Below are 15,625 nucleotides of genomic sequence, written 5' to 3' on the forward strand. Positions count from 1 at the left end.
CTACTCGAAATGCCGTAGAGGTTAATAATATCCCGCTGGGATATCCCCTCATTCAGGTACGCTTCCACAGCTTCTTGTTTCCATTCCGGGGGATACCGCTTCCACTGGGTGGCTTTCGTCAGCGCTTCGGCTCCATGGCGTTCGTACCGATCGATCCATCCCCTTAACGTCTTTTCGTTGATGTCCCAATGACGACAAAACTCAGCCATATTCATTGTCCTCTGATCAAAAGCGTGGATGATTTCTATTTTCTGCTCGGTCGTATATCCTCGATAAGGCATAAAAATGCTCCCCTCTAAGCAAAACAGATGATTTATTTCATCTGTCTACTTAAAGGGGAGCATATCATACCTAGGCAGCCTGTCTTTCTGTTTAGACGGAAATAAAAAACCCCGGAGCCTTTTTGAAGGGGCCCGGGGCTATGTTGAGTTAAGAGCTTAGTTCCAAAATGGTGCCAGTTTCAGCATCTACAATAAAGTCTAGTTGACGGGTCTCTCCCTGGTTGGTGCTTGAAAGGCCGCCGCGGTAAACCTTGTATTCCAGGTCGTCTTTTTTGTACGTTTCCGGCGTCATGTGAATCCAGGAGCCGTTAACGGGAAGATGATCCTGCACGTTTTCTTTAACTGTCTTCAGCGCTTTTTCCGGAGAAATTTCATCTTTCTTTGTGAACTGCTTAACTAAAATCCCCAAAGCAACTCCAAGACCTACTCCAATAAGAATATTCTTTGTTCTCATTATTATGTCCCTGCCTTTCCATTTCTTATTTAATCAGTATACCGCAAATAATGCGTATATCCAAATACATACCCGTTTTCAATAGTGGTAAAAACGTGACTCGTTCGATAAAATGAAAATTAGGCAGAGCCTGATAATCGAAAGGGGTATTCTATGAAGCAGGAAACACTCGATATGTTTAAGTATCTAACAGAGACACCGGCGGTCCCGGGATTTGAACACCAGATTCGTACATATATGAAAAAAGAGCTTGAACCGGTAAGTGATGAAATTATACAGGACCGGCTCGGCAGTTTATTTGGAGTGAAGCACAGCAAACAGGAGGGGCCGAAGGTCATGGTAGCCGGCCATATGGATGAAGTTGGTTTTATGGTCAAATCCATTGATGAAAACGGGATGATCCGGTTCCAGACGCTTGGCGGCTGGTGGAGCCAGGTTCTGCTTGCGCAGCGTGTCCAGATTTATACAGAGGAAGGAAGTGTGCCGGGGGTGATTGGATCCACGCCTCCGCACCTGCTTGAACCGGCGCAGCGTGAAAAACCTATGCCGTTAAATCAAATGTTTATCGATATCGGAGCAGACAGTCGTGAGCATGCAGAGCAACTCGGAGTCCGCCCGGGAATGCCGGTGTCTCCGGTGTGCCCATTTACCCCGATGGCGGATGAGAAAAAAATTATGGCAAAGGCCTGGGATAATCGGTACGGAGTCGGGCTCGCACTCGAACTGATGAAAGAAGTCCAGGGTGAAAACCTTCCGAATACGCTCTATGCAGGTGCTACAGTACAGGAGGAAGTAGGACTTCGCGGAGGACAGACGGCTGCTCAAATGATTCAGCCGGATATTTTTTATGCGCTGGATGCAAGTCCGGCGAACGACTCCACAGGAGGTAAGGATGCCTTCGGCCAGCTGGGCAAGGGAGCGCTGCTTCGTATATTTGACCAGACGATGATTACTCACCGCGGTATGAGGGACTTTGTTCTCGATACAGCAGAAAGTAACAACATTCCTTACCAGTATTTTATTTCCCAGGGAGGGACAGACGCCGGCCGGGTGCATATGGCCAATGAAGGTATTCCGTCTGCCGTTATCGGTGTCTGCTCCCGCTATATTCACACCTCTGCTTCACTGCTGCACGTGGATGATTACGCTGCAGCAAAAGAGCTGCTGACGAAGCTCGTGCGGACTACAGACCAGCAGGCCCTTGATATGATTCATAAAGGAGTCTGAGATTGAAAAAGGTTATGGTGGGATCAGAAAATGCTGTAAAGGTGGCGGCTGTCCGCCAGGTGTTTAGCCCGGACTTTTCTGTGGCGGGAGTGTCCGCTGTTTCAGGAGTAAGTGACCAGCCATTTTCTGATCAGGAAACAAGAGAAGGTGCTGTGAACCGGGCATGGTATGCACAAAAAAACGCTGATCTGGGCATAGGACTTGAAGGCGGCGTGCAGCCCGAAGGAAAAGATGTATATTTGTGCAGCTGGGGGGCGCTTACGGATGGAACTGCTGTATGGACAGCAGGCGGGGCCCGTATACTGCTTCCGGAACGTATTGCTGTTATGCTTCATGACGGAGTGGAATTAAAAACGGCAGTAGACCACTATACCAAGCTGGAAAATGTTCATCAAAATGAAGGAGCTATCGGTATTTTAACCGCCGGCCAGGTGGACCGTACTGCCCTATTTCATCATATAGTCTCTCTGCTTTACGGACAGTGGATATATCAAACTGGGCGCCGTTTTTAGACGGCGCCTTTTCATTAAATGAAAATACGGTTACAATGGAAAAAAAGAAAAGGAGAGAGTGGATGCGTTCATTTTTTTTGAAAAAGGGTGTAAATTTAAGTGTAAAGACATATGTAATTACAGCTTTGAGCTACATGGCACTTGGCCTGTTTGCGTCTTTAATTATCGGTTTAATCATTCAGACAATCGGCCAGCAGCTCGGTATTGCTTTTTTTGAAGACATGGGGGCGCTTGCGATTTCATTAATGGGCCCGGCGATCGGAGTAGCAGTGGCATATGGCCTGCAGGCGCCGCCGCTGGTTGTTTTTTCTGCGGTAGCTACGGGTGCTGCGGGAGCGGAGCTCGGAGGCCCGGCAGGGGCTTTCATCGCAGCTCTCGTTTCAGTGGAGCTGGGTAAGCTGATATCTAAAGAAACGCGCCTTGATATTATTGTAACGCCGCTGGTAACGATTATTGCCGGCTATGGGATAGCCCGGCTTCTCGGTCCGGGCATTCAGGCATTTATGACAGGGTTTGGAGATTTAATTGTATGGGCTACAGAGCGGCAGCCGCTTGTTATGGGCATTTTAGTTGCCGGGCTGATGGGCCTTGCTCTGACAGCCCCGATTTCAAGTGCGGCTATTGCCATTATTCTTGATCTGAACGGGATTGCAGCCGGGGCAGCTACCGTAGGGTGTGCAGCCCAAATGGTTGGTTTTGCAGCCAGCAGCTTTCGGGAAAATAAATTTTCCGGCCTTGCTGCTCTGGGTATTGGTACCTCCATGCTTCAGGTTTCAAATGTTGTGAGGCGGCCGCTCATTTTGATTCCACCGACCCTCGCCGGTATGATCGTTGCCCCTTTTTCCACAATGGTCTTTATGATGGAAAATAATGCAGCAGGTGCCGGTATGGGAACGAGCGGTCTGGTTGGCCAGATAATGACCTTTCAGACGATGGGTTTTTCCTTTGAAGTACTTGGCGCAGTAATGCTTCTTCATGTCGTTGCTCCCGCATTAATCAGTCTCGGTTTGTCAGAGTGGATGAGAAAACGAAATTGGATTAGAATGGGTGATATGAAGATACGGGAGGGGTAACCTCTTCTGTATGTATTAATTTAAAGGAGGCAAAACAATGGAAAATTTAACTACACAGGAATCCTTCAATCAAGCTATTGATAATGGAAATACAGTGATTATGTTCTCAGCCGGCTGGTGCCCGGACTGCACGTATATTGATCCGGCGATGCCGGAAATCGAACAGCAGTATGACCAATTTACCTTCTACAAAGCGGACCGTGATGAGCTGATGGATGTATGCATTGATTACGGAGTGATGGGCATACCGAGTTTTCTGGTTTTTCATAACGGAGAAGAAGTGCACCGCTTCGTAAGCAAGCAGCGGAAGACACCGGAAGAAGTCCAGCATTTCCTGAACGAATCACTGGAAAAAGTTAACGCCGCTTCATAAAGATTAAAAGGGCTGTCCCTAAAAAAGGGACAGTCTTTTTTTGACAGAAAGCAAGAGTGTGGGAGTAGAAGTCTGCACATGTTACGATGGAATTAAGAATCTTCAAGAGGAGCGATAAGAATGGAAGTACGAAAGCTACAGCGCATACTGCGGGAACGACTGAAAGACGACAATTCCCGTACGTTTAAATATGATGAGGAACAAAGCTCGCTGCGGGTCGAGCACAAGCAGCTGAAAACCGGGGTGGACCTGGATTTAAGCAAATGGGCCGCAAAATATGAACGTGAAGGAGAAAAGGCTGTGGAAGAGGTCGTACATTATATTGACACCTCGTTTCGCGCCATGGAACGCGATGTTTCACTTTCCGGGCAGGAGCAATATATTTATCCGGTCATCCGTTCCACTTCCTTTCCGACCGAAACGAAAGACGGAAAGGAACTCGTATGGGACGATCATACAGCGGAAACAAGAATTTTTTACGCCCTCGATATGGGAGAAGCATATTCCCTGATCGAACAGGAGACGCTTGAAGCCGAACAAATAGAAACGGAAAGCATCCGCCGGGCCGCCCGCAATAATTTAAAAACGCTGGAAGTGCCGATGAAAAAGGATACGGTGGCGGGAAACACGTTTTATTTTATTAATACAAATGATGGTTACGATGCAAGCCGTATATTAAACGAAGCCCTGCTGCAGAGTGTGGCTGAAGACGTGCAGGGCGATATGGCAGTAGCTGTGCCCCACAATGACGTCTTTATTATTGCAGATATCACAAACGACAACGGATACGATGTGCTCGGGCAGATGGCTTTCCGCTTTTTTAATGACGGCCGGGTACCGATTACAGCTCTTCCGTTTATGTATGAAAACGGAGAATTCGAACCGATCTTTATTTTAGCCAAAAAACGCCCTAAAACCTGATTCGCGGGAGCGTTCAAGCTGTGATACAATAAAAGTTAAGTTAGCGAAAAGGAGCCTCAACGAATGAATATTTTCTATAATCCAAAAGGAATTGGGGATGTACTTCTCATCTCTTTAAAACCAATAAACTCAAAACAGCGTGAAACGGTAAGACACAAAGACGTGGCCGTGCTCACGCACGCCACCACGAAGGAAACAGTAGGCTATCATATTTTTAATGCCTCCTCCTACGGAGAAATTACAGGCACAGGCCGGATAGCAGCGGATAAAGACCATGTCCAGCTCGTTAATAAAGCCCTGAAAGAAAACAATATAGACAGTTCGCTTGAAGCGCCGGCCCAGTCTGAATTTGTGGTGGGATATGTGACCGGGAAAAAACAGCATCCGGATGCAGATAAATTGAGCGTCTGCCAGGTGGATACAGGAGCAGAAACGCTTCAAATTGTCTGTGGTGCCCCGAATGTGGATGCCGGCCAAAAAGTAGCTGTGGCAGTACCAGGGGCGGTTATGCCCTCAGGAATGAAGATTAAAAAATCGAAGCTCCGTGGTGTGACTTCTACTGGCATGATCTGCTCAGTGTCTGAGCTTGCCCTGCCGGAAAAGCAGACAGAAAAAGGTATCCTCGTTCTCGGTGATACGTATGAAACAGGACAGGACTTTTATAAGCAGTATCACGAACACCCGGTTCCGGCCTCCGTGTAGTAAGTGAATGAAAAACCGCTAGTTGTGCTAGGGGTTTTTCTTGTGCAGGTATAGAAAAGTAAATTCAAAAAGGTCCGGGAAGAAAAGGAGGGGTTGAAAATGCCGTCATCCTTTCAACAATGGATGAAAAGAATGCAGCATTTTCTTTTTAACGATGAAGAACAGCCAGAGGAAAACAACCATGAAAGTCGTATAAAGCGCTCCGGAGAGGATCCTCCTCCATACATAGCGAGAATGACGTATCAGGAATCTGAGCCGGTGAAAATGTTTAATGTTTATCCTAAAAGCTATGAGGAAGCACAAAAACAAAAAAACAGCGCACGGGCCCCTGAACGACCGAGCGCAGCAAAGCTTTCGGGCACTCCTGCCGAACCGCGCACAGCTGGCTACGATCGTGGGGGGGCCGAACAGGAGCGTAGTGAAAAAAGCTCTAAACGCCTTGATTCCAGAGATGAAAAAAAGCCCGTGACAGAGGAGTCCAGCTATTTCCGGGGGAAAAACTTTGAAGCAGGGAGTATCCCTTCCCCTATCTTCGGATATCAGCAGGCTGACCTGCATCCGGGTAATTTAAGGGACCCGGAGGCGGAAGACAGAAAGGAAACCTCCGTCCAGGAACAGATCCGACAGGATATCGCTTTTCTGAATTCAATCCGGGCGGGCGACAGAAGGCCTTCATCCGTAACGAAGCAGGTCGAGGAGAAAGAGGCCGGCCGAAAGCGCCGGGCTCCTTCCATTCTGCAGGAAGATACCGACCGCTTTATGGAAATCAGCAGGGCGCAGAGAAGTGGCCGGTGGGACACGGAAGCAAAAGACCAGGAATCTGAGAGCAGTGCGCCGGAGGATGAACCTGAGTCAGAGGAAAAAAAAGATCCTGATCTGTTTCCCTCAGGCACTGCGTTTGAAATAGAACCGGAAGAAGCCGCAGATACAGCGCCCATAGACCCAGAGGCGCCGGAGCAGGAGCATGCTTCTCAGACAGTCTCTGCTCCCGGGGAAGAAGAACGCACCCCGGATACTGTTGTAGAAGAGGTGCAGGAAATAAAGCCGGCACCGGTAGAAAATAAGCCAGTGCCAGTACCGGAAAGTAGCGAACTCCCCGCGAGTATCAACGAAACGAAAACAGAAAAAGCGAAAAATTCTTCGCCTTCGTCCGTGAAAGAAAGGCCAAAAGCGCCGTCGAAAAAACAAGACGGCAGCAAGCGGACTTCTACGTCCACCCCGTTTAATGTCATGATGTATCCTAAGGATAAGCGTTCTGCCCAGCAGCCAAAACAAAAGGGGTACCAGCTGCCATCACTTCAGCTGCTCAATATTCCTCCTAAAAAAGAGGACGAAGACCAGAGCGAACTGGAAGACCAGAGAGAACAGCTTGAAACCACGTTAAAAAACTTCCATGTGGATGCAAAGGTTTCCCAGATTACAAAAGGGCCGTCGGTTACAAGGTTTGAAGTTCAGCCTGCGCCGGGAGTGAAAGTAACAAAAGTGACTAATCTGACAGATGATATCAAAATGGCGCTCGCTGCGAAGGATTTAAGAATGGAAGCGCCTATACCGGGAAAGAATGCTATTGGCATTGAAGTGCCTAACCCTACCTCCGCGCCGGTATTTTTACGGGAGATCCTCCGTCGGGACGTATTTAAAAATCATCAATCGCCGTTGTCAGTAGCCATGGGTCTCGATATTGGAGGCAATCCAGTTATAGCTGATCTGCAAAACATGCCGCATGGATTGATCGCAGGCGCTACCGGTTCAGGAAAGAGTGTCTGCATCAACTCTATCCTGCTTAGCCTGTTATACAAGTCTTCGCCGGAAGAGTGTAAATGGATGCTGATCGATCCTAAAATGGTGGAGCTTGCTTCGTATCGGGAGGTTCCTCATCTTATTACGCCGGTAATCAACGACGCCAAGGAAGCTACAGGAGCGTTGAAGTGGGCGGTTCAGGAAATGGAAGACCGCTACGAACGACTGGCCCGGGAAGGCGTTCGCGATATGAAAAAATACAATGAGCGCATGGAAAAACAGGGACGCCCGGCTGATAAAATGCCTTACCTTGTCATTGTAATTGACGAACTCGCAGACCTGATGATGGTGTCACCGCAGGATGTGGAGGATGCGATCTGCCGTATTGCCCAGAAAGCAAGAGCCTGCGGCATGCATCTGCTTGTGGCAACGCAGCGTCCGTCAGTGGACGTCATTACAGGCCTTATTAAAGCAAATATTCCAACCAGAATAGCATTTTCTGTATCCTCCCAGGTTGACTCACGCACTATCTTGGACGGGGGAGGCGCTGAGCGGTTAATTGGCAAGGGCGACATGCTTTTCTACCCGAACGGGGCGTCCAAACCAACACGTGTCCAGGGCACATTTGTGACGGATGAAGAAATAGACGCTGTTACAGACTTTGTAAAAGAACAGAAAAAACCTGTTTATCAGTTCCAGAAAGAGGAGCTGCAGAAGCACCTCGAAAAAGAAGAGCACCAGGATCCGCTTTACGATAATGCGTGCGAATTTGTTATTGATCAGAAGCAGGCCTCCGCATCCCAGCTGCAGCGCCGGTTTTCTTTAGGGTACAACCGTGCGGCCAAGCTGATCGATACGATGGAAAACCGTGGTATCGTTTCGGAGGCGAGAGGGAGCAAGCCGCGGAATGTATTAGTAACCCGGCAGGAGTGGGAAGAATCCGTATAAGCTTGCTTTCGTGTGGAAGGTTTTATATGATAAATAGAATAAAAAGAAGCAGCCCGTGGAAAATCACGGGCTCTTATTCTGATACATAGGTTAAGGAGCAGCCGTTATGAAAGAAATTGAACTCAAACTGCAAGGAAAACAAAAACGATTAACAAACGAAACATTTAAATTCGACGAACGAGTAAAGGAAGGCTGGTTTTCCGCGGTATACTTTTTGAAGACCAAAAAAATCGCGGAGAAATATAAGCCGGATGAACGTGTGCTGATGCAGTTTTTTCAAAAGGATCACGCCGTTTTATGTGGAGTGGATGAAGCGGTGGCTTTGGTTAAAACCTTCTCCTCCAACCCGGGAGAACTTGTTATCCACGCCCTTGAAGACGGCAACAAAATTGAGCCGTATGAAACAGTGATGACGGTGGAAGGAAAGTATCAGGATTTCGGCTTCCTCGAAGGCCTGATCGACGGTATACTTGCGAGACGTACCTCTGTTGCCACAAATGTGTTTAATGTTGTAAACGCGGCGAAAATCTCCGGAAGAAAAAAGCCCGTAATTTTCATGGGAGACCGGGATGATCACTTCACGCAGCAGGCAGGAGATGGTTACAGCGCTTTTATTGGCGGTTCTAAGGCCCAGGCGACCCACGCTATGAGTGAATGGTGGGGGAAAAAGGGTATGGGCACCATGCCGCACGCCCTTCTCCAGCTTTTCGAAGGAGATATTATCCAGGCAACCCGCGCCTACAAAGAAACGTTTCCGGAGGATGAACTCGTAGCACTGGTGGATTATAATAATGATGTGATTACCGATTCTTTGAAAGTGGCCAGAGAGTTCGGCAGCGATCTCCAGACAGTGCGTCTCGACACGTCGGGCAGTATGGTGGACCAATATTTCTGCCGTCATCCAGAAGTGCTTGGCTCCTTCAATCCTACGGGTGCCAATCCCGAATTGATCTTTGCCCTGCGGCGAGTATTGGACGAAGAAGGTTTTCAGCATGTTAAAATAATGGTAAGTGGTGGTTTCAACGCGGCCCGTATTGAGGAATATGAAGCTAAAGACGTTCCTGTTGATATTTATGGTATTGGCAGCAGCCTATTAAAAATTCATATTGGTTTTACGGGAGACAATGTGTTATTAAATGGAAAACATGAAGCTAAAGCGGGGCGGAAATACCGCCCGAATAATCGAATGGAGCTCGTTGAGTATTAAATTTCCCGGAAAGGAGTTCTTGGCCGTGCGTTCGGATATACAAAGGTATCGACAGCGCCGGCAGGCAGAAGCGGACCGGCGCCTCGAAAGCCTGCTCGCAGCATTTAAAGCCTGGAAAGAAGAAAATACGAACCTGCGTGAAAAGGTGCGTGCAAAGCACCTTTTTGCCGAACAGACCGGCCTCGCGGTGGAGCAGGTGGAAAAGAAGCCGTGGGACACGCTGTTTGAGGAATGGTTTTCGTATGATTACGTTACAATCATCGGTACCCACTTATTTGATATGTTCTTAAAGCAGACGCTGTCTGCTAGAACCCGTATGGATCTCCAGCTCGGGGGCCTGTTATTAACGGCATCCTGGCTGCCGGTAGAGTTAGATGAAAAAAACCACTGGATAAGAGCAGTCGGGAAGCAGGAATTTTCCGGCCGGCTGCAGCGGGACGCTGCTTTGGAGCCGGCTGTTTCATCGACCTGGCTTGTCCGGACAGCGCGTGTGGGGTTTGAGGATACCCGTTTGGGACAGGCAGCACCGCTCCGGCCCGGCAGCGAAGACTTTCATGCACTGATGCTTGAAGCGGAAAAAGCTTACCAGAAGGAAGAACACATTCGGTGGCATAAAGAAAAAGGGGCCTCCTGGCTGCAGTTTGCACTCCCGTCTGTTAGTTTTTAACCTTAAACGAAGACGGGATTCAGGCTTTTCTGGCCAATTCAAGTCGTTCCATTGGAGGAACTAAAGGTTTTTGCTATAATAAGACAAGTATGTTTACATATGATACACACCATGAAAAACGATCTCTTTCACCTGTGCGTTTTGGCGGCAAGGTTTTTTGAAAGAACGGAGGAAGACAATATGTCTAATTATCATTTTATTGGAATTAAAGGATCCGGCATGAGTGCTCTTGCCCAGATTCTGCACGATATGAACCACACTGTACAGGGCTCGGATGTTGAAAAAACATTTTTTACCCAGCAGCCTCTTGAAAAGAAAAACATCTCTATTCTTCCTTTTCAGGCTGATAACATCCAGGAAGGGCAGACAGTAGTGGCTTCAGCAGCTTATGGTGATACCCACGAAGAAGTGAAAAAGGCAAAGCAGTCAGGGCTGGAGGTTCATTCATACCCTCAGTTTTTAGGAGAATTTCTTCAGAATTTCACCTCGATAGCAGTAGCGGGCTCTCATGGCAAAACGACAACAACCGGTCTTTTAGCCCATGTGCTCGAGGCGTATAAGCCAACCTCATACTTAATTGGCGACGGCACGGGAAAGGGTATGGAAAACAGCCGCTTTTTTACGTTTGAAGCCTGTGAATACCGCCGTCATTTTTTGAATTATGTACCTGATTACGCCATCATGACAAATATCGATTTTGACCACCCAGACTATTTTTCTGACGTAGAGGATGTCGTGCAGGCGTTTAATGAAATGGCCCAAAAAGTAAAAAAAGGTATTGTAGCCTGCGGTGATGATGAGCATCTTCAAAAGCTCCACGCCCCGGTACCAATTGTTTACTACGGCATTGAAGGAAAACATGATTTTAACGCAGAAAATATATCAGTAGACGAAAACGGCACCAGCTTCGATGTTCAAATACGCGGAGACCGTTTTGGCCGTTTTACGATTCCAGGCTATGGCAATCATCATATTTTAAACGCGCTCGCCGTTATTGCTATCTGTCACTATGAAGAAGTACCGGCTTCTATCATCCGTGAACAGCTGGCTTCTTTTAGCGGAGTAAAACGCCGGTTTACAGAAAAAATTTCCGGCTCGCAGGTATTGATTGATGATTACGCCCATCATCCTACCGAGATCCGTGCTACTATTGAGTCAGCGAAACAAAAGTACCCAAGCCGGCCGGTAGCAGCTGTTTTTCAGCCTCATACGTTCTCAAGAACAAAGGCGTTTCTTGATGATTTTGCAGACAGCCTGCAGATGGCAGACTACGTTTACCTTTGCGATATTTTCGGATCAGCCAGGGAACAGGATGGAAGCTTAAGTATCGATGATTTAAAACAGCGTATTCCTGGAGCCGGAATAATTCAGGAAGACGGTGTTCAGGTGCTTGAAACACATAATGATGCTGTACTTTTATTTATGGGAGCCGGAGACATTCAAAAGTTTCAGAGGGCCTATGAAGCCCACCTTGAATCCTCCAAACAGTAAAATTAAAAGAACGGGAAGCAAAAGCTTTCCGTTCTTTTGGTGTTAATATCAAAAAAGATTTGAATAGTCGTCAAATTGATTGTTTTTTCATTCAGGATGCATACTTTTAATGGGAAAAGGGAACAAAGGAACAGAAAGGTCCTCTATGAAGAATGGAGTTTCAAACCAAACAAATAGTGGTAAAATGGCGACAGGAGGTGTATGGTAATATGGCTATTTTAGGGTACATAAGCGCGCTAATCGCAGCGATCGCTTTTGCCGTTCTAATTATTTTCCTCGTGAAAACGCTGAAAACAGCGACTACAATGATGGAGCGCGTAGGGAATACAATGGAACAAGTAGAGCAGCAGGTACAGGGCATTACCAGAGAATCAGAGGCTATGCTTAACCGTTCTAATACTATTATGGAAGATGTGCAGACTAAAACAGAGAGTATTAATGGTTTTGTAGGGTCGCTGCAAAATGTCGGGGAATCGGTGGATAATGTTAACCACTCATTCCGTCGTGTAGCCGATTCTGTTTCCAATTATTCTTCAAAACAATCAGAGCAGGTCACCCAGGTAATTCAGTGGGGGAATGCCTTTATTGATTTGTATGCCCGCTGGAAAAAACGGACAAAATAAAAGGGGACGATAAAGAATGGCTTCATACAACACAAAAGATTTTATTATTGGAACAATTATTGGAAGTATTGTAGGAGCCTCAACAGCGCTGCTCCTTACACCAAAATCCGGAGAAGAATGGCGCCAGGATCTTTCCGAAGGCACTCAGTCAGTAAAGCAGAAATCAAGCGGACTAACCTCTGAGGCGTATGAAAAAGGCAGTGAATGGGCAAATCGTGCTAAAGATAAGTCCAGTGAACTAGCTAAAAATGTTTCTGCGCAGTCTTCTCATTTATATGAGCGGGTGAAAGGAAGCTCGGGGGAAGACGAAGAAAAGTCTGCGGAAGAGTTGGCAAAAGAACTTAATGAACGTATCGATGAAAGTGAAGAAGCAGCAGCAGAAGATGTAAAAAAAGATGTGCGCGATCTGCATAAAGATTCGACGGAAAACAACAGCAATAATACGTAAAAGTTAAGGCCGCTGTGTTAAACGCAGCGGTTTTTAATATGTTTTTCCAGTGAATTATAGATAAAAAGCTTATTCTAAAGGCAAAAACACTTTAATACTTAAAAGCGTTTAAGAAATAAAGAAAAAAGGGCTGACAGAACAGAATTCTTCGTTTATAATTGGGCGTAATCGAAAAGATAAGTAATTGACTGAAGGAGTGGAGAGCATGAGTAACGAACAGTTAGATGCCTTGAGAGAACAATTGGATGATGTGAACGTAAAGCTGCTGGAACTGATCAATGAACGTGGCCGTCTGGTCCGGGAAATCGGGGACGTAAAAAGCAAATCCGGCCAGAAACGGTTCGATCCGGTACGTGAGCGCCATATGCTTGATCATATTGCAGAACATAACGAAGGACCTTTCTACACTTCCACGGTTCAGCATATTTTCAAACAAATCTTTCAGGCAGGTCTTGAGCTTCAGGAAGACGATAACCGCAAAGAGCTGCTGGTATCCCGGAAGAAAAAGCCTGAAGATACAATTGTTGACCTGAAAGGTGAAAAAATTGGAGACGGTTCTCAGCGTCTTGTTGCAGGACCTTGTTCCGTTGAAAGCTACGAACAGGTATACGAAGTAGCTAAATTTATGAAAAGCCAGGGCATTCGCCTTCTGCGTGGCGGAGCATTCAAACCGAGAACTTCCCCGTACGATTTCCAGGGACTTGGCAAAGAAGGCCTTGAAATTCTGCGTCGTGTAGCTGATGAACTGGACATGGTAGTAATCAGCGAAATCGTAAGCCCGCAGGATGTAGAAATGTCACTGGACTACCTCGACGTTATTCAGGTCGGTGCAAGAAACTCACAAAACTTTGAACTATTAAAAGAAGTGGGTGGCGTAGACAAGCCTGTATTAATGAAACGCGGCATGTCGTCGACTATCGATGAATTGATTAAAGGCGCCGAATACATTCTGGCTAAAGGGAATGAAAACATTATTCTTTGCGAACGCGGCATCCGGACGTACGAAAAAGCAACGAGAAATACCCTCGATATCTCTGCAGTACCAATTCTGAAAAAAGAAACACATCTTCCAGTAATGGTGGACGTGACGCACTCTACGGGCAGAAGAGATCTGCTTGAGCCAACAGCACGTGCAGCATTCGCTATTGGGGCAGATGCAGTTATGGCTGAAGTACACCCTGATCCGGCTGTCGCTCTTTCTGATTCCGCTCAGCAAATGGATCTTGCTCAATTTGAATCCTTCCTGGATTCTTTACGGGCTTCCGGATTATACAAATCATAATTCAGTACAAGAAAGCACAGGGCTGCCTGTGCTTTTTTATATGGTGAGCCCTGATAATTAATTTAAATTATTTGATAGCGTTTTCTTGAAAATAAGTATGAAAACATAGTAGAATGAAAACAATTGAAAACAGGTTAAATCAAGAATAAAGACGTTTTATGTTTAATATGGTATGATTGGAAAATCTGTGATTGTGAAGAAAAGAACAAACCTGAATAAACCTTATTGGATAGGAAGTTATGAAAATTTTTCATAAATGAATTGCAGAGGCGATAACCATTATTATATGATAGCATCATCTGTTGAGAAGTGGATGAAAGGGACTTGAAGGAGGATTACTAGTGAATACAACAATTTATGATGTAGCAAGAGAGGCTGGCGTTTCAATGGCGACCGTCTCACGTGTGGTGAACGGAAATCCAAACGTAAAGCCAGCTACAAGAAAAAAGGTGCTGGATGCCATTGAAGGCCTTGGTTACCGTCCAAACGCTGTAGCACGCGGTCTGGCAAGCAAAAAAACGACGACGGTCGGTGTGATTATTCCCGATATCTCGAGTATTTTCTTTGCTGAGCTGGCACGGGGAATAGAAGACATTGCAATGATGTATAAATACAATATCATCCTCAGCAACTCCGATCAGAATAAAGACCGGGAAATTAATCTAATTAACACTCTGCTTGAAAAACAGGTGGATGGCATTGTATTTATGGGCGGCGAAATTACCGAGGAGCATGTGGAACAGTTTAAACACTCACCGGTGCCAATCGTCCTGGCTGCGACAGTCGATGAAAATAAGGAAGTACCTTCAGTAAATATCGATTATGCAGATGCTGCTTTTGACGCTGTGGAAGAGCTAATCGAGGGCGGCCACCAAAGAATCGGTATGGTTTCCGGCTCTCTTGAAGACCCGGTCAATGGATATAAAAAATTCAGCGGATATAAAGAAGCGTTAAATAAAAACAATATTACTTTTGAAGAAGAATTAGTGACAGTAGGAGATTATTCATATGATTCCGGGCTACGGGCTGCACAGTCTCTGATGAAACTCGAAAATCCTCCAACTGCGATTTTTGCTTCTACAGACGAAATGGCGCTCGGTGTTATTCACGGTCTGCAGGATGACGGTTTCGTCGTACCGGATCAGGTGAACGTCATCGGCTTTGACAATACACGCCTTGCGACGATGGTAAGGCCGACATTAACTACTGTAGTGCAGCCAATGTATGATATTGGGGCAGTTTCCATGCGCCTCTTGACGAAGTTTATGAACAAAGAGGAAGTAGATGAAAGTACCGTAGTCCTTCCGCATCGTCTGGAATACAGACAATCTACTACTATCCCTGAAAAATAAGGGGCTGTCCCAAAAATCGAATGATAGCTCTTTTAAGCTGAAGCTGGAGATGTTTCTCCGGCTTCTTTTTTCGTAGTTTCCGCTTTTTTTCGTAGATTGTGAGCGACGGCTAACAATCCAAATTCCGTGGTCACCTTGGCGGTGCCCCGGAGGGCAAACCGGCGAAAGCGGCGGTTCGCTTTCAAGTGCCCAAACACACTTTCGGCTTCGATCTTGCGCCGGGCATAGGTGGATGCTCCCTCGTCACTCGTTAACGCCCGGCGGGCGATCGCCTTGCCCTCTTCATAGACCGGGTTGATGCGGACCTGCCGGTTGCCCTCTGCG

General features: G+C 46.7%; 17 protein-coding genes. 14 read left to right on the forward strand and 3 right to left on the reverse strand.

Annotation, left to right across the window (positions count from 1 at the left end; translation table 11 throughout):
- Both G548_RS0116265 and G548_RS0116270 read right to left on the reverse strand, forming a co-directional pair.
- On the reverse strand, nt 1-281 hold a 281-nt coding region (locus tag G548_RS0116265; protein ID WP_022793740.1), incomplete at its 3' end, for a helix-turn-helix domain-containing protein.
- Between the two features lie 148 nt (nt 282-429).
- On the reverse strand, nt 430-735 hold the full coding sequence (locus tag G548_RS0116270; protein WP_022795209.1) for a PepSY domain-containing protein: 306 nt from the start codon (nt 733-735) through the stop codon (nt 430-432).
- Nucleotides 736-888: 153 nt separating this feature from the next.
- On the opposite strand from G548_RS0116270, the gene G548_RS0116275 reads away from it, so the two are divergent.
- The 14 genes from G548_RS0116275 to ccpA all read left to right on the forward strand — a co-directional run bounded on the left by G548_RS0116275 (nt 889) and on the right by ccpA (nt 15,301).
- A complete protein-coding gene (locus G548_RS0116275) occupies nt 889-1,962 on the forward strand; it encodes a M42 family metallopeptidase (protein WP_022795210.1) in 1,074 nt (357 codons plus the stop codon).
- Between the two features lie 2 nt (nt 1,963-1,964).
- Nucleotides 1,965-2,474, forward strand: coding sequence for a DUF84 family protein (locus G548_RS0116280; RefSeq protein WP_022795211.1), 510 nt, complete (start codon nt 1,965-1,967; stop codon nt 2,472-2,474).
- A 62-nt stretch (nt 2,475-2,536) separates the two neighbouring features.
- The gene (locus G548_RS0116285; RefSeq protein WP_022795212.1) at nt 2,537-3,547 is read left to right on the forward strand and encodes a PTS sugar transporter subunit IIC; all 1,011 of its coding nucleotides are present in this window, start codon (nt 2,537-2,539) and stop codon (nt 3,545-3,547) included.
- A 37-nt stretch (nt 3,548-3,584) separates the two neighbouring features.
- Complete coding sequence (locus tag G548_RS0116290) at nt 3,585-3,920, forward strand: thioredoxin family protein (protein WP_022795213.1); 336 nt, start codon at nt 3,585-3,587, stop codon at nt 3,918-3,920.
- A 120-nt stretch (nt 3,921-4,040) separates the two neighbouring features.
- Nucleotides 4,041-4,841, forward strand: coding sequence for a DUF1444 family protein (locus tag G548_RS0116295; RefSeq protein WP_022795214.1), 801 nt, complete (start codon nt 4,041-4,043; stop codon nt 4,839-4,841).
- 63 nt (nt 4,842-4,904) lie between these two features.
- Nucleotides 4,905-5,543, forward strand: a complete 639-nt coding sequence (gene ytpR / locus G548_RS0116300; protein ID WP_022795215.1) for a YtpR family tRNA-binding protein — start codon at nt 4,905-4,907, stop codon at nt 5,541-5,543.
- Between the two features lie 99 nt (nt 5,544-5,642).
- Nucleotides 5,643-8,231, forward strand: coding sequence for a DNA translocase FtsK (locus G548_RS19675; RefSeq protein ID WP_022795216.1), 2,589 nt, complete (start codon nt 5,643-5,645; stop codon nt 8,229-8,231).
- Nucleotides 8,232-8,337: 106 nt separating this feature from the next.
- A complete protein-coding gene (locus G548_RS0116310) occupies nt 8,338-9,438 on the forward strand; it encodes a nicotinate phosphoribosyltransferase (RefSeq protein WP_022795217.1) in 1,101 nt (366 codons plus the stop codon).
- Nucleotides 9,439-9,463: 25 nt separating this feature from the next.
- A complete protein-coding gene (locus tag G548_RS0116315; RefSeq protein WP_022795218.1) occupies nt 9,464-10,105 on the forward strand; it encodes a hypothetical protein in 642 nt (213 codons plus the stop codon).
- Nucleotides 10,106-10,285: 180 nt separating this feature from the next.
- Entirely contained in the window at nt 10,286-11,596 is a 1,311-nt protein-coding gene (gene murC, locus G548_RS0116320; protein ID WP_022795219.1) for a UDP-N-acetylmuramate--L-alanine ligase, read from the forward strand.
- Nucleotides 11,597-11,805: 209 nt separating this feature from the next.
- Nucleotides 11,806-12,219 (forward strand): DUF948 domain-containing protein, encoded by a 414-nt coding sequence (locus G548_RS0116325; protein ID WP_022795220.1) that lies wholly within the window; start codon nt 11,806-11,808, stop codon nt 12,217-12,219.
- Nucleotides 12,220-12,235: 16 nt separating this feature from the next.
- Complete coding sequence (locus G548_RS0116330; protein WP_022795221.1) at nt 12,236-12,667, forward strand: YtxH domain-containing protein; 432 nt, start codon at nt 12,236-12,238, stop codon at nt 12,665-12,667.
- Nucleotides 12,668-12,872: 205 nt separating this feature from the next.
- On the forward strand, nt 12,873-13,949 hold the full coding sequence (locus G548_RS0116335; protein ID WP_022795222.1) for a bifunctional 3-deoxy-7-phosphoheptulonate synthase/chorismate mutase: 1,077 nt from the start codon (nt 12,873-12,875) through the stop codon (nt 13,947-13,949).
- A 341-nt stretch (nt 13,950-14,290) separates the two neighbouring features.
- Entirely contained in the window at nt 14,291-15,301 is a 1,011-nt protein-coding gene (gene ccpA / locus G548_RS0116340) for a catabolite control protein A (protein ID WP_022795223.1), read from the forward strand.
- Between the two features lie 32 nt (nt 15,302-15,333).
- Here the strand turns inward: ccpA and G548_RS0116345 are convergent.
- The coding region (locus G548_RS0116345) for an IS1182 family transposase (RefSeq protein WP_022795224.1) at nt 15,334-15,625 on the reverse strand (292 nt) is incomplete at its 5' end.

Source organism: Marinococcus halotolerans DSM 16375 (genome assembly GCF_000420725.1).
Lineage (GTDB): Bacteria > Bacillota > Bacilli > Bacillales > Marinococcaceae > Marinococcus > Marinococcus halotolerans.